This is a genomic window from Mycobacterium sp. 20KCMC460, from assembly GCF_022179425.1.
Classification (GTDB): domain Bacteria; phylum Actinomycetota; class Actinomycetes; order Mycobacteriales; family Mycobacteriaceae; genus Mycobacterium; species Mycobacterium kiyosense.
Genome location: NZ_AP025524.1, coordinates 2904577 through 2926979, shown reverse-complemented (window position 1 = coordinate 2926979; position 22403 = coordinate 2904577). Strand labels below are relative to the sequence as shown.

Here is a 22403-nt window from a genome sequence, read left to right as displayed (position 1 = left end):
CTCCTACCGGGCTGCTGATATTTGGTCGCGACCCGCCTCTGACGGGCTGGCTAGTTCGGTTGCGGCGATCTGGGCGCTCGCCCGCAGGAAGGCGTCGTTCTCCTGCGCCAGTCCGGTGGTGGCGCGCAGGTAACCGGAGATGCCGACGTCGCGGATCAGCACCCCGGCATCCAGGTAATGCTGCCAGGCGGCCGGCGCGTCGGCGAATTCTCCGAACAGCACGAAGTTGGCGTCGCTGGGTATCACCCGAAAACCCATGCCGGCCAACGCCGCCGACACCCGCTCGCGCTCGGCGATCAGGGTGGCCACGCTGCCCAGGGTGTCGTCGGCGTGTCGCAGCGCGGCCTGGGCGGCGGCCTGGGTGAGCGACGACAGGTGATACGGCAGCCGTACCAGCAGCATCGCGTCGACCAGTGCGGGGGTGGCCACCAGGTAGCCCAGGCGTCCCCCGGCGAAGGCGAAGGCCTTGCTCATGGTTCGCGTGACGATCAGTTTGGTCGGATATTCCTCGACCAAACCGATCGCGCTGGGTTGCGACGAGAACTCGCCGTAGGCCTCGTCGACGATCAGGATGCCCGGCACCACGTCCAGCAACCGACGCAGATCCGGCAGCGAAACGCTCTGCCCGGACGGGTTATTGGGGCTCGCGATGAACACCACGTCGGGCTTGCGTTCGGCGACGGCGGTCACGGCGGCCGCGATGTCGAGGCTGAAGTCGTCGGCGCGGGCGGTTTCAATCCACTCGGTGCGGGTGGCGTCGGAGATGATCGGGTGCATCGAGTACGACGGCACGAAGCCGATCGCGCTGCGCCCCGGACCGCCGAACGCCTGCAGCAGCTGCTGCAGGATCTCGTTGGAACCGTTTGCCGCCCAAACGCTTTCGGCCCCGACCCGGACGCCGGTCTGGACGGTGAGGTAGGCGGCCAGGTCGGTCCGTAGCGCCACTGCGTCGCGGTCGGGATAGCGGTGCAGATCGGCGGCCGCCTCGCGCATTGAACCGACCACGTCGTCGACCAGTGCGGGGGTGGGCGGATGCGGGTTCTCGTTGGTGTTCAGCCGCACCGGCACGTCCAATTGCGGTGCGCCGTAGGGTGATTTACCGCGCAGGTCGTCGCGCAGCGGCAGGTCGTCCAGGGTCGGCTTCATCGTTCGAACCTCCGGCGTACCGCCTCGCCGTGCGAGGGCAGGTCTTCGGCCTTGGCCAGGGTGACCACGTGCCCGGACACGTCTTTGAGCGCCGCCTCGGTGTAGTCGACGACGTGGATGCCGCGCAGGAAGGTCTGCACCGACAGACCGCTGGAGTGGCGGGCCGAACCGGCGGTGGGTAACACGTGGTTGGAGCCGGCGCAGTAGTCGCCGAGGCTGACCGGCGCATAGGGGCCGACGAAAATCGCTCCGGCCGAACGGATCCGGCCGGCCACCTGCGCCGCGTCGGCGGTCTGGATCTCCAGATGTTCGGCGGCGTAGGCGTTGGCGACCCTGATCGCGGCGTCGAGGTCGTCGGTCAGGATGGTCTTCGACTGCGGACCCGACAGGGCCACGGTCACCCGCTCGCGGTGCACCGTGGTCCGCAACTGGACGGCCAGTTCTGCGTCGGTGGCGTCGGCCAACTCCGGGCTGGGCGTGATCAGGACGCTGGCGGCCATCTCGTCGTGCTCGGCCTGGCTGATCAGGTCGGCGGCCACATGGGCGGCGTCGGCGGTGTGGTCGGCCAGGATCGCGATCTCGGTGGGGCCCGCCTCGGCGTCGATGCCGACCTGGGAGCGGCACAGCCGCTTGGCCGCGGTGACGTAGATGTTGCCCGGACCGGTGATCATGTCGACCGGCGCCAGCTCTTCCCCGGCGCTGCTGCCGTAAGCCAGCAGCGCCACCGCCTGGGCTCCGCCGACCGCCCACACCTCGGCCACGCCCAGCAGCTTGGCCGCGGCCAGGATGGTCGGGTGCGGGAGTCCGCCGAACTGTGCCTGGGGTGGGCTGGCCACCACCAGGGACTCGACGCCGGCCGCCTGGGCGGGCACGACGTTCATCACCACGCTCGACGGGTAGACGGCGTTGCCGCCGGGCACGTACAGGCCGACCCGCTCCACGGGCACCCAGCGTTCGGTGACGGTGGCGCCCGGGCCGAGAGTGGTGGTCACGTCGGCGCGGCGCTGGTCGGCGTGCACCGCGCGGGTGCGCTCGATCATCACCTGCAGGGCGTCGCGAACCTCGGATTGCAGGCCGGCCAGCGCCTCGTCCAGCGCGGCGGCCGGAACCCGGACCGTGGCTGGCCGTACCCCGTCGAACGATTCGCCGTACTCCAGGGCGGCGTCGGCGCCGCGGTCGGCGACCGCCTCGACGATGGGACGTACCTTGGGCAGCACGGACTCCACGTCGACGCCGCCGCGCGGCAGTGCGGCCCGCAACCGCGCGGCCGTCAGCTCGACGCCCCGCAGATCGATGCGGGCCAGCAGCGGGGGCGATGTGGTCACCGGACCATTGTCCCAGAGCAACTCAAGTCGATATCCGCCCGGTACAGTCCCGCATAACAGAGGAGTCAGCCATGTCAGCACGGGATCGACACCCCAACAACGCCCCCGGGATCCCGATGGTCTTCCCGGTGTGGTTCGAGAACCTCCAAGTCAAGTACTTGAACCCGCTGTTCAAGCCGGTCGCCCGCTACCTGCCGGGCACTGCGACCATCGAGCACCGCGGCCGCAAGTCCGGCAAGCCCTATCAGACCATCGTCACCACCTACCGCAAGGGCAACGTGCTGGCGATCGCGCTGGGCCACGGCAAGACCGACTGGGTGAAGAACGTGCTGGCGGCCGGCGAGGCTGACCTGCACTATGCGCGGCGCAGCGTGCATCTCGTCAATCCGCGCATCCTGCCGGCCGGCACCCCCGGCGATGACCTGCCCTGGCCGGCCCGCGCCCAGTTGCGCCGGATGGCGGTCTTCGTGGCCGATATCGCCTGACCGGGGCAGCGGATCTCCCACCGCGCCCGGAGCTACCCCGCCTCGCGTGAACCGACCCCCGCCTCGCGTGAACTGGTGGCGGTCGGAAGGCGCTTTTGCCGCCCTGATTTCACGTCAGGCCCGGGCTGGCAGCGAAAGCGCAGGGGGGACGGAACGCAGAGGCGACGGGGCGAAAACAGGCGCTCACATATCCAGGCCGATGTCGAGCACCCGCACCGAATGCGTCAGCGCTCCTACGGCCAGAAAGTCAACACCCGTCTGCGCGTAGGTGGCGGCCGTTTCCAGGCTGAGCCCGCCCGATGATTCCAGCAGTACGCCCGGGGCCCGAGCGTCGCGGCGCTGCACCGCGGTCTGGGTCTGCCAGACCGGGAAATTGTCCAGCAGGACCAACTCAGGCTTCTCCGGCAACACCTCGTCGAGTTGCTCGAGGGAGTCGACCTCCACCTCGCAGGTCAGCTCGGGCGCGTGGGTCCGCACCGCGCGCAGCGCCTTGACCACCGATCCGGCCGCCGCCACGTGGTTGTCCTTGATCAGCGCCGCATCACCCAGGCCCAGCCGGTGGTTGACACCACCGCCGACGCGCACCGCGTATTTCTGCAAAGCGCGCAGACCGGGCAGCGTCTTGCGGGTGTCACGGATCTTGGCTTTGGTGCCGCTCACCGCCTCCACCCAGGCCGCGGTCGCGGTGGCGATGCCGGACAGGTGGCACACCAGGTTCAGCATGGTTCGCTCGGCCGTCAGCAGGCCCTGGGTCTCGGCCTGCACGGTCAGCAGCGGCTGGCCGGCCTGCAGCCGGGTACCGTCCTCGACGCGGTGCAGCACCTGGTAGCCGCGGCTGCCGATCACCTCGTCGAGCACCAGCAAGGCCACCTCGACCCCGGCGGCCACGCCCGCCTCTCGCGGCACCATCGATGCGGTGGCCACCGTACCGGCGGCCACCGTCGCCAAGGTGGTGGCGTCCGGCCCGTAGCGGAGGTCTTCGACGAGACCGCGCCGGATGGTTTCGCGTGCGTCGGCCCGCTCGGCGTCGTCGAGGATCATCAGCCCACCGCCGCCAGCGCCTCCGCCTGTACCGTGTCGCAGGACCCGGGAGCCAGCCGGACCAGCAGGCTGCGGCCTTGCGCGGCGCAGGTTTCCGGGTATTCGGCCCGGTGGTGGCAACCGCGGCTCTCGGTGCGGGCCAGGGCGGCGGCGGCCACGGTCCGGGCGGCCAGGGCCAGCGCAACGTCCTCGGCTGCGAAGCGATCCGAGACTTCGCGCACCGGCGCGGCGTCGAGCATTTCGGCCAGCCGGTGCAGTCCGGCGGCGTCGCGCACCACCGACGCGTCCCGGCTCATCGCCCGCTGCAGATCGCCGCGCTGCGGAGCGGTGTGGGTGATCGGTTCGGGCATCGCCGCCCGGGGACGCCCGGCGGCTGCGGCGTGCGCGGCGGCGAGTTTGCCGGACCGGCCGCCGACCACCAGACCTTCCAGCAGGCTGTTGGAGGCCAGCCGGTTGGCGCCGTGCATGCCGGTACGCGCTACTTCACCGGCCGCGTAGAGCCCGGCGAGTTCGGTCTGGCCGTACACGTCGGTGACCAGGCCACCGCAGCTGTAGTGGGCGCCGGGAACGATCGGAATGGGTTGGCGCACAGGGTCGATGCCGGCCGCCCGGCAGGAGGCCGTGACGGTCGGGAACCGCGCACCGAAACCCGGGATGCCGCGGGCGTCCAGGTACGCGCACGGGTCGCCGGTGGCCTTCAGCCGCGCGTCGATGGCGGCTGCGACCACGTCGCGGGGAGCCAGATCGCCCATTGGATGCACCCCGGCGGTGATCGAATTGCCTTGCCGGTCAATCAATATGGCGCCTTCGCCGCGGATCGCTTCGGTGATCAACGGACGCCGCCCACCGCCGCGCGACGCGTCGAAAAGCATGGTGGGGTGGAACTGGATGAATTCGAGATCGCTGACCGGCACACCCGCCCACAACCCCAGCGCGATACCGTCGCCGGTGGATCCGTCGGGATTGGTGGTCGCGCTGTAGAGGTGGCCGAGCCCGCCGGTGGCCAGGATCACCGCGGGGGCGTGAATGATGCCGCAGCCGTCCGGACGGCGCACCAGCACCCCGGTCACCGCGGAATCGTCGTGCAGCACCCGCAGCGCCACGTGCGAGCTGCGGATGTCCAGCGCGCGGGCCGCGTGATCCAGGGTGCGCTGCACCTCGGCGCCGGTGGCGTCGCCGCCGGCGTGTACGACGCGGCGCCGCGAGTGCCCGCCCTCGCGTGTCACGTCCCAGCCGCCGGACACCGATTCGTCGAATCGTGCTCCGGCACCGACTAATTCGGTGACCGCGCGGTAGCCGTCGGCGACGATCGAGTAGACCGCGTCGGGGTCGCACAGGCCCGCGCCGGCGGCCAGGGTGTCGGCGACATGCGCGTCGATCGAATCGTCGTTGTCGGGCAACACCACCGCGATGCCGCCTTGGGCGTAGTGCGTGGCGGTCACCCCGTGCAGTTGGGCCGACTTGTTCAGGACGACGACCCGCCGGCCGGCGCGGTGCGCGGCCAGCGCCGCGGCCAGCCCGGCCACTCCCATGCCGATCACCACGACATCGGCGCGGTCCTGCCAGAGCGGGGCGGTCGTCATTCGCCACCGCCGGGCTGGCCGATGGCGATCATCCGCTGCACGCTGCGCCGGCCTGCGGCCGCGGTGTCGGGGTCGACGTGCACCTCGTCGGCGCCGTCGAGCAGGCAGCGCAGCAGCGCGGCCGGGGTGATCATCTTCATGTACTTGCACGAGGCGCGGTCGTTGACCGCCTGGAAGTCGACGTCCGGTGCGGCCCTGCGCAATTGGTGCAGCATGCCGACCTCGGTGGCGACCAGGACCTTGCGGGCGCGGGTGGCGTGCGCGGCGTCGAGCATGCCGCCGGTGGACAGGATCTTGACCCGCTCGGCGGGGAACGCACCCTCCCCGGCCAGATACAAAGCCGAGGTGGCACAACCACATTCGGGGTGGACGAACAGTTCGGCATCCGGATTGGCCCGCGCCTGCTCGGTCAGTTCGTCGCCGTTGATCCCGGCGTGCACGTGGCATTCGCCGGCCCACACGTGCAGGTTGGTGCGGCCGGTCACCCGGCGCACGTGGGCGCCGAGGAACTGGTCGGGGCAGAACAGCACCTCTCGATCCGGGTCGATGGAGGCCACCACGTCCACCGCGTTGGAGGAGGTGCAGCAGATGTCGGTGAGCGCCTTCACATCCGCGGTGGTGTTGACGTAGGACACGACGACCGCGCCGGGGTGCTCGTCCTTCCAGGCGCGCAGTTCGGCGGGCGTGATCGAGTCGGCCAGTGAGCAGCCGGCCCGTTGGTCGGGGATCAGCACCGTCTTCTCCGGGCTGAGGATCTTGGCGGTCTCGGCCATGAAGTGCACCCCGCAGAACACGATGGTGTCCTCGGGCGCCTCGGCCGCGATCCTCGACAGGGCCAGCGAGTCCCCCACGTGATCGGCGACGTCCTGGATCGCGGGCAGTTGGTAGTTGTGCGCCAGCACGGTGGCGCCGCGCAGCCGCGCCAGGCGGCGGATTTCGGCGGCCCACCGGGCGTCACCCTCGACCCCGGTGTAACCGGTGGGCGTGCTGACGATCCGGTCGGCCAATTCCTCGCAGATGGCGCCGAGCTGCGGCGCCGTGCTGAGCCGCGCTTGCGATCGCCGCGTAGCAAGCGTGTCCATGCGATTCAAGACCGTCATGGGGGCTCCTTTCACACCAGGAGGTTTTCGACTTATAATCGAAAACATGCCACATGGTAGCACTCGCCACGAAGTGCTCGCGGTCGTGTTCCAGGTTCGGATGGTTACCGCGGCCACACCATCCGGAAAACCGCAGCTGAACGTGCTGTTATGGCAGCGTGCCCAGGATCCGCAGCGCGGCGCGTGGTCGCTGCCGGGCGGTCAGTTGCGCGCCGACGAGGACATGACCACCTCGGTGCGACGCCAGCTGGCCGAAAAGGTCGACCTGCGCGAGCTGGCCCACCTGGAACAACTCGCGGTGTTCTCCGATCCGCACCGAGTGCCGGGCGGCCGGGTGATCGCGTCCACCTTCCTGGGACTGGTGCCCTCCCCCGCCACGCCCGAACTCCCCGCCGACACCCGGTGGCATCCGGTGAACGCGCTACCCGAGATGGCATTCGACCACGGCCCGATGGTGACCCACGCGCACGCCCGGCTGGTCGCCAAGATGTCCTACACGAACATTGGATTCGCTTTGGCGCCAAAGGAATTCGCACTCTCCACGCTGCGCGACATCTACGGTGCCGCGCTCGGCTACCAGGTCGATGCCACCAACCTGCAGCGGGTACTGGCCCGCCGCAACGTCATCACCGCGACCGGCACCATCGCCCAGTCCGGCCGCAGCGGTGGCCGCCCCGCCGCCCTGTACCGGTTCACCGACTCCCAGTTGCGGGTGACCGACGAGTTCGCCGCGCTGCGCCCGCCCGGTTGAGAGACCGGCGCGGCGCGACACGCCGGTTTCGATTCGGCGTACGCCACCTGTACATTGTCTAAGAGATGATTAAGAGCCGGCGGGCGCATGCCACGCGCCCGCGGTGAACTCTTCCGGCTGACAGCACTGCACTTGATCCGGGATCGACGGCGCGCAACTCGCGCGAACCGAGTGGACGTGAAGGGAATGTTGATGGGGGAGCTGGGCAACCTGGCCGGCGCGACGGGAACCGACGGCCTGCGGTGGATCGGCGCGGCACCGCACGAGGAGCTGCAGCGCAAGGTCCGGCCGCTGCTGCCGACCGACGACCCCTTCTACCAGCCCCCGGCCGGCTTTCAGCATGCCGAACCCGGGACGGTGTTGCGCTCCCGCGACGTCGAGCTGGCGTTCATGGGGTTGATTCCGCAGACCCTGAACGCCACGCAGCTGCTGTTCCGGACCACCGACAAGCACGGCAACCCCGAGGCCTCGGTGACGACGGTGATCGTGCCCGCCGAGGTAGCGCCGGGCAAGACCATCCCGCTGCTGTCTTATCAGTGCGCCATCGACGCGGTGTCGTCACGCTGCTTCCCCTCCTATGCGATGCGGCGCCGCGCGAAGGCCGTCGGCTCTTTGGCGCAGCTGGAGCTGCTCCTGGTTGCCGCGGCGGTCGCCGAGGGCTGGGCGGTGTCGGTGCCCGATCACGAGGGCCTACAGGGGCTGTGGGGCACCCCGATCGAACCCGGATACCGCATCCTGGACGGGATCCGCGCCTCGCTCAGCTCCGAGCGGCTCGGCTTGTCGCCGTCGGCGAAGGTCGGGCTGTGGGGGTACTCGGGCGGCGGCCTGGCGAGTGCCTGGGCGGCCGAGATGTGCGGTGAGTACGCCCCCGAGCTCGATATCGTCGGAGCGGTCCTGGGCTCGCCCGTCGGCGACCTGGGCCACACCTTCCGCCGCCTCAACGGCGGGTTGTTCGCCGGGCTGCCGGCCCTGGTGGTAGCCGCGCTCACGCACAGCTACCCCGGTCTGGACCAGGTGATCAAGGAGCACACCAGCGAAGAGGGCCGTGCCCTGCTCGAGAGCCTCGAGACGATGACCACCGCCGAGGCCGTGATCAAGATGGCCCACAAGAACGTGGGCGACTATCTGGACGAACCGCTCGAGCAGACCCTGTCGCGCCCGGCCGTGGTGCACGTCTTCGACAGCATCAAGCTCGGTGCCGCGATCCCGACGCCGCCGGTGTTGATCGTGCAGGCCGTCCACGACTATCTGATCGCTGTCGACGACATCGACGAACTGGCCGAGACGTACATCGCCGGCGGCGCCAGCGTCACCTACCACCGGGACGCGTTCAACGAGCATATGATCCTGCATCCGCTGTCGGCCCCGATGGCGCTGCGCTGGCTGATCGACCGGTTCGCGGGTCGCCCGCTGAGCGACAACTTGGTACGCACCACCTGGCCCACCGCGTTCAACCCGATGACCTACGCGGGAATGGCCCGGCTGGGCGTGATCGCGGCCAAGGTCATTCTCGGTCGCAGGATCCGCCGGCGCCCGCTATGACACCGGGGGCGCGGGCAGCGGCGGAGGCGGCGGCACCACCGGCGGCATGACCGGGCGACGCTGCGGCGGGTAGCCGCCCAGGTCGTCGCGGACCGATCCGGTGGCGATCATGACGTAGACCAGCGACGCTATTGCGGCCGGCGATATCAGCGTGGCCGCTATCAACAGCGGCGAGTGGCCGACGAACACCGGCGGTGCCAGTTCCACGTACGTCAGCGAATGCTCACCCGAAGCCAGCGGCACGGTGTTGAAATCGATTGCGCCGTAACGCATCCGTACCAGCAGCGCACCCACCCCCGCGGCCAGCGCGGCGGCGCCGACCAGCCCCGCCGTCAATGCCGCGACCATGTGCGGGCCACGGTGATAGCGCCACTGCCACACCGCCACCGCCGCCACCGCCGCGACCACCCCCAGCATGCCCGCCAGCAACACCGGCGCGACGAACAGGTTCTGCGATTCGCTGCCCAGGTACTCGTGCACCCGCTCGCCCTTGCGGCTGACCGCCACGACGGCGTGAATCGAGGGCGCGATCCACGCCCAGAGCGCACCGGCCAGCACCCCACAGGCCGGCAGGGCGCCGATCACGACGAGATATGCCCGCGCCCGCTGCGGCTTGACCTGGCCGGGCCCGGCGCCCAGCGGCTGCTCCGATGCCAGCGCCACGCCGTCAGTCACGCCGCACTCCTCCGCTTCGATGGTCCCGCGAGCATATAGTCGCCGACGCCCGCGCCGGTTCAGCGCTGCCCGTCCAAGTCGGCCGAGTCCACCTGCCCGTGCCGCGAACACTTGGCCCACCAGCCGTCGGGGCGCACCTGCACGATCATCCGGCGTCCACATTCGGCGCAGAACCGCGGCGGCTCCAGTCCCAGCTGGGCGGCGGTAGGCACCGCGGTGCCCGCGCGGTCTCCGGTGTAGACGTTGTAGGCGCCGGCGCCCACCGGGCCCGGCAGGTCACCGGTCATTACAGGCTGGCGTTCAGTGCCTTCAGCGGCATCTGCAGGTCGTTGAGCAACTCCAGGTCCGCCTCGGCGGGCCGTCCCAGCGTGGTCAGGTAGTTACCGACGATGACGGCGTTGATGCCGCCCAGGATGCCCTGCTTGGCGCCCAGATCACCGAGCGTGATCTCACGGCCGCCGGCGAAGCGCAGCATCGTGCGCGGCAACGCCAGCCGGAACGCACCCACCGCCTTGAGCGCCTCGCTGGCCGGCAACACTTCCAGGTCGCCGAACGGCGTGCCGGGGCGCGGGTTGAGGAAGTTCAGCGGCACCTCGTCCGGGTCCAGCTCGGCCAGATCGGCGGCGAATTCGGCGCGCTGCTCCAGCGTCTCGCCCATGCCCAGGATGCCGCCGCAGCACACCTCCATCCCGGCGTCGCGCACCATCGACAGCGTCTGCCAGCGTTCTTCCCAGGTGTGGGTGGTGACGACGTTGGTGAAGAACGAGCGCGCGGTCTCCAAGTTGTGGTTGTAGCGGTGCACCCCCATCGCCGCCAGCCGCTCCACCTGTTCGGCGGTCAGCATGCCCAGCGAGCAGGCGATCTGGATCTCCACCTCGTTGCGGATCGCCTCGATACCGGCGGCGACCTGGGCGAGCAGCCGCTCGTCGGGCCCGCGCACCGCGGCCACGATGCAGAATTCGGTCGCGCCGGACTTGGCGGTCTGCTTGGCCGCCTCGACCAGGCTGGGGATGTCCAGCCAGGCGCTGCGCACCGGCGACTTGAACAATCCAGACTGGGAACAGAAGTGGCAGTCCTCCGGGCAGCCGCCGGTCTTGAGGCTGATGATCCCCTCGACCTCAACCTCCGGGCCGCACCAGCGCATCCGCACCTCGTGGGCCAGCGCCAGCAGCTCCTCGAGCCGGTCGTCGGGCAGCTGCAGCACCCGCAGCACCTGGTCTTTGGTCAGCCCCTCGCCCCGCTGGAGCACCTGCTCACGGGCGACCGCGAGAATGTCCGAAGCCTCGTTGCCATCGTGGCCAGCAGCAGTGGTCGGTCGAACTGGCGCTTGAGTCACCGGGTTACTCCCCTGAATCCTTGGTCGGTATGGATGTTTCCGCGCTGCGCGCATCGGGCAGCCTGAGCGAAATGTCGTACAGGCTAGGGTAACGGTCGGCGGATGCACCGATTGCTTGCGGTAGCCGGTTTGGAGGGTCACCCGACCGTCATGAACCACCTCGTCGTCGAGTGCCAGACCCACGTCGTGGGCCACCACGCGCTGCTGCTGGCCATCCCCGCGTTCTTTCCCGCGGTGATCGTGGTCGGGGTGATTTCCTACATCGCCATCCGGGACAGGCGCCAAAAGGAGTCCGACGACACCCTCGCCGAAAAGCAGGATTAACGGTCACATCGAGTGGGCATTATTGGATCACAATTAAACGGCAGCGGCTCGGTGATGTGAATTTCCGGGATGTCTCAGCGTGGGAGGCGATAGCGGTGGTTCTGTCAGTTGTTGCAGCGGATGCGCCGGCTCGAGGCGCAGGCCTGGACCAGGTGATCGGGCTTTCCATTGCCGCGATGATGATCGCGCTGGCGATGCTGTGGATCGGTCATCGCCACCGCACCCATCGCATCGCATGGTTGGGCAACTTCGCCGATTGGCTGGGCGTGAAGTTCAAGCGCCCGTCCTGGGTGGCGCTGCCGGTGCTGGTGTTCACCACCTTCATCATCTGCGCGCTGTTCGGGTTCATCTGGGACGTGAGCTGGCACATCGGCGAAGGGCGCGACCCCGGACCGCTGGCCAACCCGGCGCACTACTTCATCATCATCGGCCTGTTCGGGATCTTCCTCGCGGGCATGATCGCGGTGGTTCTGCCATTCGACAAGCCCGGTCCGGCGCCGGTGCGCATCACCAAGGACTGGCACGCGCCGGTGGGCGGGGTGCTGATGGCCGGCTGCGGCTTGTACGCGCTGATCGGGTTTCCGCTCGACGACATCTGGCATCGCCTGTTCGGCCAGGACGTCACGCTGTGGGGCCCGACGCACTTGATGATGATCGGCGGCGCGTGCTTCTCGCTGTTCGCGGTGCTGATGCTGGAATACGAGGGCGGCGGCGCGCTACCCGACGCCCCGGCCGATCGGCCGTTCGTCCGGTTCCTGCGCTACCTGTCCTGCGGCGGGCTGCTGATCGGCCTGTCGGTCTACCAGATCGAGTACGACTTCGGTGTCGAGCAGTTCCGCCTGGTGCTGCAGCCGATGATGATCGCCGGGGTCGCCGCGCTGGGTCTGGTGGTCGCGCGTATGACGCTGGGCAAGGGCGCGGCGATCATTGCCGCGCTGTTCGCGATCCTGCTCCGCGGCGTGGTCGCGTTCCTGGTGGGGCCGGTGCTGGGCGCGCCGATCAACTGGTTCCCGCTCTATCTGGGGCCGGCGCTGGTGGTCGAGGCGGTGGCGTTGACACCGCTGTTCAAGCGCCCGGTGGTGTTCGGCGCGGTGGCCGGACTGGGCGTCGGCACCGTCGGACTCTGGCTGGAATCGCTGTGGATCGGCACGGTCTACCACTACCCGTGGCCGACGAGCATGTGGGGCGAGGCGCTGGCCATGGCGGTGCCGGTGGCGGTGTTGATGGGCGTGTGCGGCGGCCTGCTGGGCATGGTGCTCACCGGCCAGCGCCTGCCGCGCCGCGCCATCGGGATCTCGGTCGTGGTGATGACGGTGCTGGTGATCGGGGCGACGGTGGCCAACGGTCTGCACATCGTGGTGCCCAAGCAGGACACCGCGACGATCACCCTGACCGACCTTCCCGGCGAGCCGGGCAAACGCATGGTGTCGGCCGATGTGCAGCTCAACCCGGCCAACATGGTCAGCGACAATCCCGACTGGCTGACCATCCTGTCCTGGCAAGGCGGCATGGAGAACCGCCGCGGCCTGGTCATCGACCGCCTGGAGCGGGTCGGACCCGGTCACTACCGGTCCACCCAGCCGATCCCCGTCTGGGGCAAGTGGAAGACACTGCTGCGCGCGCAGGACGGCTACACGATGACCGCCGTGCCGATCTGGGAGCCGGCCGATGACGCGATTCCCGCCGCCGAGGTACCCGCGCTGGCCAACAGCACCCGGCCGTTCGTCCAGGAGATCACCATCCTGCAGCGCGAGCGCGACCAGAACGCCCCGGTGTGGCTGTTCAACGTCGGCTCGATCGTGGTGCTGATCTTCACGCTGATGGTGATCGCGGGCATCACCTGGGGCGCGGGGCGGATCAACGGCGGAACCAGCCGGCCCAGGCGTACGGAGGACGCGGAAACTCCGCTTCCCCGGGCGGCGTGACCGGTGGCCCGCATCCTCGGCTGCCTTCTCGGCGCACTCGCGTTGACGTGCGCGTTGGTAGGGTGCGGCGGTAAGTCGCCGAGCAAGCCCGCGCCGCAGTCCCTGGTTGTCGACATCACCATCGCCAACGGGCAGGTGACACCCACCAACGCCACCCTGCACGCGTCCGTCGGCCAGCAGATCAACCTGCGGGTCAACAGCGACGCCACCGACGAACTGCACGTGCATTCGGTGCCCGACCACAAGTTCGAGGTGGCCGCCGCACCGAACCAGGCCTTCCAGTTCACCGTCGACGTGCCGGGCAGCGTCGACGTCGAGCTGCACCATCTGCATCGGACGATCGCCACCATCCAAGTGCAATCGTGAGTTTGTCGCTGCAGGCCCACGGCCTCGGCGGGTCGGTGATCTGCCGGTCCCGTACATGTATGCGATGGTGGGCGCGGCCTGGGCGTTGACGTTCACCTTCGCGCTGGTGGCGTTCGCGTGGAAACGGCCCCGGTTCGACCCGGACAAGCCCGGTCGCCCGTTGCCGACGGCGGTGACCAGGTTGGTCGATTCCCCGGTGGCCCGGGGGACGGCCGCCGGGCTGGCCCTGGTGGTGGCGGCGTGGGCGGTCGCGGTCGGCGTGTGGGGGCCGCAGAGTCCGGCCAACGGCCTGCTCGGGGCGTTCTACGTGCTGCTGTGGGTGGGGCTGGTTGCGCTGTCCCTGCTGTTCGGGCCGGTGTGGCGGGTGATCTCGCCGGTGCGCACCCTGTACCTGTTGGCGCGCCGTGCGGTGCCCGGCCGGTTGGGCGAGCCGCGCTACAGCTTTCCGGAGAGCTGGGGATACCGGCCGGCGGCGGTCGGCCTGTTCGCGTTCGTATGGATGGAGCTGGCCAGCCCGAACTCGGCGTCGCTGATCGGGGTGAAGGCGTGGCTGCTCGTCTACACCGTGGTGTTGCTGGCGGGGGCATGGCTGTGCGGGCAGCGCTGGCTGGCGCGCGCCGACCCGTTCGGCGTCTACAGCATGGCGGTGTCACGGCTCTCGCCGTTTCGGCGGCACGACGGACGTATCGTCATCGGCAACCCGTTCGACCACCTGCCGTCGCTGCCGGTGCGCCCGGGGGTGGTGCTGGTGCTGGCGGTGCTGCTCGGCTCCACCGCATTCGACAGCTTCTCGGCATCCCCGACCTGGCGCAACTTCTCCGACGGGCTGACCCGAGGCGAGCCGTTACCGTCGTCGGCTCTGCGCACGGTCGGCCTGTTGTTGTTCATTTCCGTTGTGGCAGTGACGTTTTCGTTCGCCGCGCGGGCGACGGGCGGCCTGGACACGCAGCGGCGCCGCGCGTTGCCCGGCGAGATGGCGCACTCGCTGATCCCGATCGTGGTGGGCTACATCTTCGCGCACTACCTCACCTATCTGGTGGAGCGCGGGCAGCAGGCCGTGATCGCCCTGGCCGATCCGCTGACCCGCGGGTGGCAGGTGGGCTACGTGCTGTCGACCCACCCGCCGGTGCTGGCCACCATCAAGGTGGCCTGCGTGGTGACCGGGCATATCGTGGCGGTGATCGCCGCTCACGACAAGGCGCTGCGGTTGCTGCCGGCGGGCCATCAGCTCACCGGGCAACTCACCATGATGCTGGTGATGGTCGGGTACACCTTCACCGGTTTGTACTTGCTGTTCGGGGGTTGAGAGGCTGGACGGCAACCGAAAGGACGTTAATTGACCTCGCCGAGTTCGACTGACGAGATTCCCGTGGGCGACACCCCCCGGCCGGGCCGGCGGTGGCGGCGTCCCCTGGTCAGGCCGTGGTTCAGCCTGCAGTCCAAGGTGATGGCGATGCTGCTGATCGCCAGCCTGACGTCGCTGGGCGTGATCGGAGTGGTCGGGTACGTAGCCGCGCGCAACGCGTTGCTGCCGTCGGCGTCCGAGCGGATGACCCAGTTGCGTGAGCTGCAGAAGCGGGGTATCGAGACGCTGTTCACCGACCTGGCGAACTCGCTGGTGGTCTACAGCCGCGGGTCGACCGCGCTCGAAGCGGTTCAGGCGTTCACCGCCGGATTCGATCAGCTCGCGACCGCGCCCGTCGACCCCGCGCAGCAACAGGCGCTCGTCGACTACTACAACAACAGGCTGATCCAGCCCGTCGAGAGCGCCACCGGCACCAAGCTGGATCTCGACGCGCTGCTGCCCACCAACAACTCGCAAAGGTATTTGCAGGCCCACTACTCGGTGCAGCCGAACGCATCGGAGCTCGACGATGCCGGCGACGGCAGCGCCTGGTCGGCGGCCAACGCCCGCTTCAACGAATACTTCCGCTTGATCGCCACCCGGTTCGAGTACCGCGACGCCCTGCTGCTCGACGCTCGCGGCAACGTCGTCTACAGCGTGCGCAAGAACGCCTCACTGGGCACCAATATCGTCACCGGCCCCTACCGGCAGTCCAACCTGCGCGGCGCCTACGAACGGGCGATGGGCGCCAACTCCGCGAATTTCGTGTGGATCACCGACTTTCAGCCCTACCAGGCTCAACTGGGCCAACCACTGGCCTGGCTGGTGGCACCGATCGGGCCGCCGGGAAAGGCCGCGGGGGTGCTGGCGCTGCCCCTACCGATCGCCAAGGTGAACCGCATCATGACCGCCGATCGAAACTGGCGAGCCGCCGGCATGGGCGAGACAGGCGAAACCTATCTTGCCGGTCCGGACAGCCTGATGCGTTCTGACTCGCGGTTGTTTCTGGAGGACCCGCAGCGGTATCGGACCGAGGCCATAGCGGCAGGCACCCGGGCGGACATCGTCGACGAGGCGATCCGTTGGCGCGGAACGACACTCGTGCAGCCGGTCGCGACCCAGGCGGTTCGCGCCGCGCAGCGGGGCGAAACCGGCACCATGATCGACACCGACTATCTGGGCCGTCGGGAACTGGTGGCCTACGCTCCGCTGTCGCTGCCGAACTCCGATCTGCACTGGTCGGTCTTGGCGTCCCGGGAGACCTCGGAAGCCAACGCCCGCTTCGTCTCACTCACGCAGACTCTGGTAATTGCCACCGCGGCAATGGTTTTCGTGATCTGCGTCGGCGCGTTGCTAGTGGCTCAGATATTCGTGCGGCCGATCCGGCGGTTACAGAACGGCACCCGCGAAATCAGCGCCGGCAACTACGAGGTTGCGATACCGGTGACCTCACGCGATGAAATCGGGGAACTCACCGACGCTTTCAACGACATGAGCCGCAATCTGCAGATCAAGGAAGACCTGCTGAGCGAACAGCGCAAAGAGAACGACCGACTATTGGGCTCGTTGATGCCCGAACCGGTCGCGCAACGTTACCGCGAGGGCGAACAGACGATCGCCCAGGAACACCAGGACGTCACCGTCATCTTCGCCGACTTCATCGGCCTTGACGAGATCTCCAGCAAGCTGCCCGGCGAAGAATTGGTGAGCATCGTCGACGACCTGATCCAGGAACTCGACGCCGCCGCGGAAGCCCTTGGCGTCGAACCGATTCGAACGCTGCACAACGGCTACCTGGCCAGCTGCGGGCTGAACTTCCCGCGCCTGGACAGCGTGCACCGCACCGTCGAATTCGCCGTGGAGATGCAGGACATCATCGAACGGTTCAACAGCAAGACGGGCTACCACCTGGCGTTGCGCGCCGGAATCAACACCGGCCATGTGATCAGCGGGCTGGTCGGACGGTCCAGCATCGTCTACGACATGTGGGGCGCGGCGGTCAACCTCGCCCACAGCGTGCGTGGCAGCACCTCGCAAGCGGGGATCTACGTGACCACTGCGGTCTACGAGGCGATGGGCGACATCCGGCAGTTCGCGCCGGCCGGCACCGTCACCGTCGCGGGCACTGAACAACAGATCTGGCGACTTGCGGAGGAACGGTGAGCATTTCATTCCTCTGGTGGGCCGCCGCGTTGGTGACCGGCCTGCCGCTGTTGCTGATCGCCATCACCGAGTGGCACCACTACCTGGTCCGCGCCGCCAGCCCGCTGGCCCGGCCGGTGCTGCTGCTGCGCAACTATCTGGTACCGCTGGGCGCGCTGTTGGTGCTGCTGGTGCAGGTCGCGAAGCTGCCCCGGGACGTCACCTCGGTGCGACTGCTCGCGACCGTATTCGGCTTCGCCCTGCTGGTGCTGCTGCTGTCCGGGCTCGGCGCGACGGTGTTCGAGGGTGCCCCGCAAGGCTCGTGGCGCAAGCGGGTGCCCGGCATCTTCCTGGACGTGACCCGGTTCCTGCTGATCGGCGTGGGCCTGGCGGTGATCTTGTCCTACGTGTGGGGGGTGCGGGTCGGGGGCATCTTCACCGCGCTGGGTGTGACGTCGGTGGTCATCGGTCTGATGCTGCAGAATTCGGTCGGCCAGATCGTGTCCGGTCTGTTCGTGTTGTTCGAGCAGCCGTTCCGGATCGGCGACTGGCTGGACACTCCGGCCGCTCGCGGCCGGATCATCGAGGCCAACTGGCGGGCCGTCCACATCCAGACCGGCCACGGCGTCCAGATCACCCCCAACTCGGTACTGGCCACCACCTCGTTCACCAATCTCAGCCGACCGGGCGGGGAGCACAAGCTGGTGATCACGTCCACGTTCTCGGCAGCCGACCCACCCGAGCGGGTGTGCGCGCTGCTGATCCGGACCGCCGACGCATTGCCCCAGCGCCGGGGCGACTTCGACAGCACCGCCTTACCCGTCGGGAGCGGCGAGTACCGGGTCACCGTCGGGCTGCGGTCACCCGCCGACGACTCCGCCGCGCAGGCCACCTTCCTGCGCTGGCTGTGGTACGCGGCCCGCCGCGAGGGCTTGCACCTCGACGAACAGGACGACGACTATTCGACGCCGGAGCGGGTCGAGCAGGCGCTGCGGACGGTGGTGGCGCCCGCGCTGCGGCTGAGCCCGGACGACCGGCAGACCCTGGGATCGCACGCCAGGATCGTGCGGTACGCCGCGGACGAGATCGTTGAGCACGCCGATCAGGTGCCCGCGAAAATGACGTTCCTGATCGACGGCAGCGTGCGGTTGACCTCGGTGGCACACGACGGATCGCCGGTGGTGATCGGCATCATGGACGAGGGCTCGTTCATCGGTGCGACCGCGCTGACCCGTCAGCCCAATCTGACCGACGCACGCGCGATCGGGGAAGTGACTGCGCTGCAGATCGATCGTGAGCATCTCGCCCAGTTCGTGATGGGCAAGCCATTGCTGCAGCAGGAGTTGGGCCGCGCCATCGACGAACGGCGCGCCCGAGTCGAGCAGGCCACCACGCCCGAGCGCGTCCGCTAGCTACGGCAACGGGAAGCCGAGCGGGTACAGCCACCATGCGCCCGAGTTAGCGCCACCGGCCCCGCCCCCGCCCCCGGCGGCCGCAGCAGCGCCACCGCCGGCCCCACCACCACCGGCGCCAATTATTTGAGTCACCTTGGACCCAGGATTGACTCGACCCGCTGGTCACCGTCCCAACGGCGCATCGCGGTGAACGCGCCCGCGATCTGTGCCGGCCGGCCCGCGATGCCCAGCGCCCGCCCCAGGTCGGCGGCCTCGATCCGGCGGGCCAGCGTGGCATGCGCGGTCCACTGATCGGGCCGGCTGTTGGGCATCGGTCCGGGTCGCAGGTGCGGCTGGCAGATCCGGTGGACTTCGGCGTGCAGGTCCAGCAGCGCGCGTGACGGCACCACCAGTCGGGCGAACACCACATTGTTGCGGCCGAACAACACCGGCGCGCCGACCACACACCGCAGCGGCAACCGGGTCACCACCGGCGCCAAGAGTTCGTCGACGTCGGTGTCGATGCGTTGGGCAACGGCCAGCGTCACGTGGGGACGCCCGGGCGGAATCCGGGCCGCGATGTCGGCGTGGGCCAGTTCATCCCAGAGGCGCCGGATCGCGGCTTCGGTGTCGGGGTCGAAGAGTAATTCGATCGAGTGCACCATCAGCCGACCAGCGTCCTGACCCAGTCGAAGTCGAACGCCTGACGACTCATGGCCGTAAAGTCGGCCGCTGCGGCCGCCCCGTCGGGCAGCACCGCGCGCACCGGCGCCAGCCGTTCCAGTGCCGTCCGGTTGGTGGTCTCCACCAGCCCGGGCTGGGCCGGCCAGCTCCCGATAACCAGTCCGGCGCACGAAACACCTTGCGCAGCAAGCGCTTCCAGGGTCAAAGCGGTGTGGTTGAGGGTGCCCAGTCCCGCCCTGGCCACCACCAGCGCCGGCGCGCTCAGCTGGGCGGCCAGGTCACGTAGCGTGACTCCCCCCTCGGCGAGCTCGACCAGCAGGCCGCCGGCGCCCTCGACCAGCGTCAGTCGTCCCGGGCGGTCCACGCCGCGGATCAACGCCAGTACCTGTTCCCGGGTCGGCAGCCGCAGACCCGCCTGCGCGGCCGCGGCCGTCGGCGACATCGGCAGTGGATAGCGCGCCAGGCCGGCCAGTTCGGTCACCCCGGACAGCCGGCCGATCTCGGCCAGATCGTCGTCGCCGTCGGCGGTGCCGGTCTGCGCGGGCTTGCACACCGCCACTCCGATGCCCAGTTGCCGTGCGTGCGACGCCAGCGCGGCGGTGGCGACGGTCTTGCCGACGCCGGTATCGGTCCCGGTGACGACCAGGACGGTCAAGTGCCGGAGAGTACGTCGGCGAGCACCCGGCCGGCCAGCTGGAGTTCCTCGGCGCTCAGCGAGGCACGGGCAGTCAGCCGCAGGCGCGACGTCCCGGCCGGAACCGTGGGCGGGCGGAAGCAGCCGACCTTGACCCCGGCGTGCAGGCACGCCGTCGCCGCGGCCAGCGCGACCTCCGGCTCGCCCAGGATCACCGACACCACCGCAGATTCCGGTGTTTCCGGAACATCGCAGACCCGGGCCAGCTCGGCGGCATGCGCAAGCACCGCGGCCGGGCGCCACGGCTCGTCCTGCAGCACGTGCAGCGCGGCGAGCGCCGCGCCGACCGCTGCAGGCGCCAGCCCGGTGTCGAAGATGAACGGCCGCGCCGCATCGATCAGGTGAGCCCGCACCTCGGCCGGGCCCAGCACCACACCACCCTGACTGCCCAGCGCCTTGGACAGCGTCGTCGTCACCACCACGTCAGGGGAACCGGCCAGCCCGACCTCGTGCAACAAGCCGCGGCCGCCGCCGCGCACCCCGAGGCCGTGGGCCTCGTCGACGATCAGCAGCGCGCGGTGCCGGCGGCACACGTCGTGTAGCTCGCGCAGCGGCGCCAACGACCCGTCGGCGCTGAACACCGAGTCGGTGACCACGACGGCGCGCTCCTCCTGACGTGATCCCAGCGCCGCCGCCACGGCACCGACGTCGCGATTGGGCGTCACCACGACCCTGGCCCGGGACAGCCGGCAGGCGTCCACCAGCGAGGCGTGCGAGTAGGCGTCGGACACCAGCAGCGAACCCGGCCCGGACAGGCTCACCACGGCACCCAGGTTCGCGGTGTAGCCGGAGGAGAACACCAGCCCGGCGGCCGCGCCGAGGTATTCGGCGAGCTCGGTCTCGAACTGGGCGTGTAGCTCGGTGTCCCCGGTGACCAGCCGCGATCCGGTGGACCCGGCGCCCCATACCCGCAATGCCTGCACGCCGCCGTCGATGACGTCGGGGTGCTGCGAGAGCCCCAGGTAGTCGTTGGAAGCGAGGTCGAGTTCGGTGCTCACCGGTGGCCGCGGCCGCAGCGAACGCCGCAGCCCGGCCTCGCGGCGCTGGGCCTCGACCACCTCCAGCCAGGCCAGCGGCGAGGTCTCGATCGGTGCTTTCATCGACGCTCAGCCTACGAGGCCGGCAACCTGCACCATCGCCGAGGTGATCTGTGCGATCTCGGCCGGCCCGCAGATATAAGGCGGCATGGCGTACACCAGGTTGCGGAACGGCCTCAGCCACACCCCGCAGTCCAGCGCCGCGGGAGTGGCGACGGCCAGGTCGACGGTGCGATCGCACTCGATGACGCCGATGCCGCCGCATACCCGCACGTCGATCACCTGCGGCAGCTGGCGGGCGGGTTCCAGCCCGGCGGTCAGCTGCGCACCGATTTCGGCGACGCGGGAGCGCCAGTCCTGGGACAGCAGCAGTTCCACGCTGGCCACCGACACCGCGCAGGCCAGCGGGTTGGCCATAAACGTCGGACCGTGCATCAGGGCGCCGTGGCCGGTGCTGATGGTGTGTGCGATGTCGCGGGTGCACAGCGTGGCGGCCAGGCTGAGGTAGCCGCCGGTGAGCGCCTTGCCGACACACATGATGTCGGGGCTGACGCCGGCAAGGTCGGCGGCGAACAGTTCGCCGGTGCGGCCGAAGCCGGTGGCGATCTCGTCGAAGATGAGCAGCACCTGGTGGCGGCTGCAGATGTCGCGCAGGTCGGCCAGGTAGCGGGGGTCGTGGAACCGCATCCCGCCGGCGCCCTGCACAACGGGTTCGACTATCACCGCCGCGAGTTCGGCGGCGTGAACGGCGAGCTGGGTTTCGAAGGCGGCGCTGTAGGCGGGGTCGTAGTCGCGCGGCACCTGCGGGGCGAACACCTGGGCGGCCAGGATGTCGGTCCACAGCGAATGCATGCCGCCGTCGGGGTCGCAGACGCTCATCGGGGTGAAAGTGTCGCCGTGGTAGCCGCCGCGCCAGGTCATCAGGCGGTGCTTGGCGGGCCGGTCCAGGCTGCGCCAGTACTGCAGCGCCATCTTGACCGCGACCTCCACCGATACGGACCCGGAGTCGCTGAAGAAGACCGTTTCCAGGCCCGGCGGGGTGATCTCCACCAGCAGTTGCGCCAACCGGGCCGCCGGTTCGTGGGTCAGACCGCCGAACATGACGTGGTTCATGGTCGCCAGCTGGGCGGTCATCGCCGCATCCAGGACCGGGTGGCCGTGGCCGTGGATCGCGGTCCACCACGAGCTCATCGCGTCGAGCACCTCGATCGGCCGACCGTCGCGGATCAGGGTCAGTCCAGCGCCGCGGGCGGCGACCGCGACCACCGGGGGGATCGCCTCGCCGCCGATGGTGCTGTAGGGATGCCACAGATGGGCGGCGTCGATCGCGCTGATCTGCTCGGGGGTCAACCCGGGCCGCCCTGCCGTCACGGGGTTCGACAGTATCCCAGTCGCTTGATTCCGCCCTTGGCCGCTGTCTTCCCAAACTCTCGCGCACCGTGGGCGCGTCTCGCGTGAACACTGGGCGGTCTCCGGGTCGCTCTTCGCCCTCATTTCACGCAAGGCGC

Annotated in this window: 20 protein-coding genes and 1 pseudogene; 9 read left to right on the top strand and 12 right to left on the bottom strand. The window is 69.4% G+C overall.

The annotated features are described in order from the left end of the window. Positions 1-3: 3 nt before the first annotated feature. Both MKCMC460_RS13665 and hisD read right to left on the bottom strand, forming a co-directional pair. The gene (locus MKCMC460_RS13665) at positions 4-1146 is read right to left on the bottom strand and encodes a histidinol-phosphate transaminase (protein WP_236975408.1); all 1143 of its coding nucleotides are present in this window, start codon (positions 1144-1146) and stop codon (positions 4-6) included. Continuing rightward, on the bottom strand, positions 1143-2453 hold the full coding sequence (hisD, locus tag MKCMC460_RS13660) for a histidinol dehydrogenase (protein WP_236984180.1): 1311 nt from the start codon (positions 2451-2453) through the stop codon (positions 1143-1145). The genes MKCMC460_RS13665 and hisD overlap by 4 nt, the downstream gene beginning before the upstream one ends. A gap of 89 nt (positions 2454-2542) precedes the next feature. Between hisD and MKCMC460_RS13655 the strand changes: the two genes are divergently transcribed. Continuing rightward, on the top strand, positions 2543-2956 hold the full coding sequence (locus MKCMC460_RS13655) for a nitroreductase family deazaflavin-dependent oxidoreductase (protein WP_236975417.1): 414 nt from the start codon (positions 2543-2545) through the stop codon (positions 2954-2956). A gap of 183 nt (positions 2957-3139) precedes the next feature. Here MKCMC460_RS13655 and nadC read toward each other — a convergent pair whose 3' ends face one another. Genes nadC through nadA form a run of 3 tightly spaced genes read right to left on the bottom strand, consistent with a single transcriptional unit; the run spans position 3140 to position 6680 of the window. After that, on the bottom strand, positions 3140-3997 hold the full coding sequence (gene nadC, locus MKCMC460_RS13650; protein WP_236975420.1) for a carboxylating nicotinate-nucleotide diphosphorylase: 858 nt from the start codon (positions 3995-3997) through the stop codon (positions 3140-3142). Then, positions 3997-5580, bottom strand: a complete 1584-nt coding sequence (locus MKCMC460_RS13645) for an L-aspartate oxidase (protein ID WP_238305869.1) — start codon at positions 5578-5580, stop codon at positions 3997-3999. Before MKCMC460_RS13645 ends, nadC begins: the two co-directional genes overlap by 1 nt. Then, the gene (gene nadA / locus MKCMC460_RS13640; RefSeq protein WP_238305868.1) at positions 5577-6680 is read right to left on the bottom strand and encodes a quinolinate synthase NadA; all 1104 of its coding nucleotides are present in this window, start codon (positions 6678-6680) and stop codon (positions 5577-5579) included. Before nadA ends, MKCMC460_RS13645 begins: the two co-directional genes overlap by 4 nt. A gap of 46 nt (positions 6681-6726) precedes the next feature. Here nadA and MKCMC460_RS13635 point away from each other — a divergent pair, with 46 nt between their 5' ends. Next, a complete protein-coding gene (locus tag MKCMC460_RS13635) occupies positions 6727-7431 on the top strand; it encodes an NUDIX domain-containing protein (protein ID WP_236975422.1) in 705 nt (234 codons plus the stop codon). A gap of 192 nt (positions 7432-7623) precedes the next feature. Further along, positions 7624-8973: a lipase family protein gene (locus MKCMC460_RS13630; RefSeq protein ID WP_236984182.1), complete on the top strand. Its 1350-nt coding sequence runs from the start codon at positions 7624-7626 to the stop codon at positions 8971-8973. On the opposite strand, the gene MKCMC460_RS13625 is transcribed toward MKCMC460_RS13630, so the two are convergent. From MKCMC460_RS13625 to bioB, 3 genes are all read right to left on the bottom strand, one after another. Further along, a complete protein-coding gene (locus tag MKCMC460_RS13625; RefSeq protein ID WP_370653172.1) occupies positions 8968-9636 on the bottom strand; it encodes a DUF2567 domain-containing protein in 669 nt (222 codons plus the stop codon). The two genes, MKCMC460_RS13630 and MKCMC460_RS13625, sit on opposite strands and share 6 nt — an antisense overlap. 71 nt (positions 9637-9707) lie before the next feature. Then, positions 9708-9935, bottom strand: coding sequence for a hypothetical protein (locus MKCMC460_RS13620; RefSeq protein ID WP_236975424.1), 228 nt, complete (start codon positions 9933-9935; stop codon positions 9708-9710). Next, complete coding sequence (gene bioB, locus MKCMC460_RS13615; RefSeq protein ID WP_236975426.1) at positions 9935-10984, bottom strand: biotin synthase BioB; 1050 nt, start codon at positions 10982-10984, stop codon at positions 9935-9937. The genes MKCMC460_RS13620 and bioB overlap by 1 nt, the downstream gene beginning before the upstream one ends. Positions 10985-11086: 102 nt before the next feature. Between bioB and MKCMC460_RS13610 the strand changes: the two genes are divergently transcribed. The 6 genes and pseudogenes from MKCMC460_RS13610 to MKCMC460_RS13585 all read left to right on the top strand — a co-directional run bounded on the left by MKCMC460_RS13610 (position 11087) and on the right by MKCMC460_RS13585 (position 18498). Next, positions 11087-11308 carry a hypothetical protein gene (locus MKCMC460_RS13610; RefSeq protein ID WP_236984639.1) on the top strand — a complete coding sequence of 74 codons (222 nt, stop codon included), beginning with the start codon at positions 11087-11089 and terminating at the stop codon, positions 11306-11308. Between the two features lie 143 nt (positions 11309-11451). Beyond that, complete coding sequence (locus MKCMC460_RS13605; protein WP_370653171.1) at positions 11452-13233, top strand: hypothetical protein; 1782 nt, start codon at positions 11452-11454, stop codon at positions 13231-13233. A 3-nt stretch (positions 13234-13236) separates the two neighbouring features. Beyond that, the gene (locus MKCMC460_RS13600; RefSeq protein ID WP_236975428.1) at positions 13237-13599 is read left to right on the top strand and encodes a hypothetical protein; all 363 of its coding nucleotides are present in this window, start codon (positions 13237-13239) and stop codon (positions 13597-13599) included. Then, positions 13593-14905, top strand: a pseudogene (locus MKCMC460_RS13595) (hypothetical protein). The gene MKCMC460_RS13600 and the pseudogene MKCMC460_RS13595 overlap by 7 nt, the downstream one beginning before the upstream one ends. 30 nt (positions 14906-14935) lie before the next feature. After that, positions 14936-17107 carry an adenylate/guanylate cyclase domain-containing protein gene (locus MKCMC460_RS13590; protein WP_370653126.1) on the top strand — a complete coding sequence of 724 codons (2172 nt, stop codon included), beginning with the start codon at positions 14936-14938 and terminating at the stop codon, positions 17105-17107. Next, on the top strand, positions 17104-18498 hold the full coding sequence (locus MKCMC460_RS13585; protein WP_238305867.1) for a mechanosensitive ion channel domain-containing protein: 1395 nt from the start codon (positions 17104-17106) through the stop codon (positions 18496-18498). The genes MKCMC460_RS13590 and MKCMC460_RS13585 overlap by 4 nt, the downstream gene beginning before the upstream one ends. A 131-nt stretch (positions 18499-18629) precedes the next feature. On the opposite strand, the gene MKCMC460_RS13580 is transcribed toward MKCMC460_RS13585, so the two are convergent. The 4 genes from MKCMC460_RS13580 to MKCMC460_RS13565 are packed head-to-tail and all read right to left on the bottom strand — an operon-like array spanning position 18630 to position 22266. Next, positions 18630-19145 carry a 2'-5' RNA ligase family protein gene (locus MKCMC460_RS13580; protein ID WP_236975432.1) on the bottom strand — a complete coding sequence of 172 codons (516 nt, stop codon included), beginning with the start codon at positions 19143-19145 and terminating at the stop codon, positions 18630-18632. Next, positions 19145-19819 (bottom strand): dethiobiotin synthase, encoded by a 675-nt coding sequence (bioD, locus tag MKCMC460_RS13575; RefSeq protein WP_238305866.1) that lies wholly within the window; start codon positions 19817-19819, stop codon positions 19145-19147. The genes MKCMC460_RS13580 and bioD overlap by 1 nt, the downstream gene beginning before the upstream one ends. Further along, positions 19816-20958, bottom strand: coding sequence for an 8-amino-7-oxononanoate synthase (locus tag MKCMC460_RS13570; RefSeq protein ID WP_236975434.1), 1143 nt, complete (start codon positions 20956-20958; stop codon positions 19816-19818). Before MKCMC460_RS13570 ends, bioD begins: the two co-directional genes overlap by 4 nt. 6 nt (positions 20959-20964) lie before the next feature. Beyond that, positions 20965-22266 (bottom strand): adenosylmethionine--8-amino-7-oxononanoate transaminase, encoded by a 1302-nt coding sequence (locus MKCMC460_RS13565; RefSeq protein ID WP_238305865.1) that lies wholly within the window; start codon positions 22264-22266, stop codon positions 20965-20967. Positions 22267-22403: the final 137 nt, after the last annotated feature.

What these genes read in the sequence shown, in the direction of transcription:
- MKCMC460_RS13665 (WP_236975408.1), bottom strand. Translation starts at nt 1,146, where the DNA reads ATGAAGCCGACCCTGGACGACCTGCCGCTGCGCGACGACCTGCGCGGT.
- MKCMC460_RS13655 (WP_236975417.1), top strand. Translation starts at nt 2,543, where the DNA reads ATGTCAGCACGGGATCGACACCCCAACAACGCCCCCGGGATCCCGATG.
- nadC (WP_236975420.1), bottom strand. Translation starts at nt 3,997, where the DNA reads ATGATCCTCGACGACGCCGAGCGGGCCGACGCACGCGAAACCATCCGG.
- MKCMC460_RS13645 (WP_238305869.1), bottom strand. Translation starts at nt 5,580, where the DNA reads ATGACGACCGCCCCGCTCTGGCAGGACCGCGCCGATGTCGTGGTGATC.
- nadA (WP_238305868.1), bottom strand. Translation starts at nt 6,680, where the DNA reads ATGACGGTCTTGAATCGCATGGACACGCTTGCTACGCGGCGATCGCAA.
- MKCMC460_RS13635 (WP_236975422.1), top strand. Translation starts at nt 6,727, where the DNA reads ATGCCACATGGTAGCACTCGCCACGAAGTGCTCGCGGTCGTGTTCCAG.
- MKCMC460_RS13630 (WP_236984182.1), top strand. Translation starts at nt 7,624, where the DNA reads ATGGGGGAGCTGGGCAACCTGGCCGGCGCGACGGGAACCGACGGCCTG.
- MKCMC460_RS13620 (WP_236975424.1), bottom strand. Translation starts at nt 9,935, where the DNA reads ATGACCGGTGACCTGCCGGGCCCGGTGGGCGCCGGCGCCTACAACGTC.
- MKCMC460_RS13610 (WP_236984639.1), top strand. Translation starts at nt 11,087, where the DNA reads ATGCACCGATTGCTTGCGGTAGCCGGTTTGGAGGGTCACCCGACCGTC.
- MKCMC460_RS13580 (WP_236975432.1), bottom strand. Translation starts at nt 19,145, where the DNA reads ATGGTGCACTCGATCGAATTACTCTTCGACCCCGACACCGAAGCCGCG.
- MKCMC460_RS13570 (WP_236975434.1), bottom strand. Translation starts at nt 20,958, where the DNA reads ATGAAAGCACCGATCGAGACCTCGCCGCTGGCCTGGCTGGAGGTGGTC.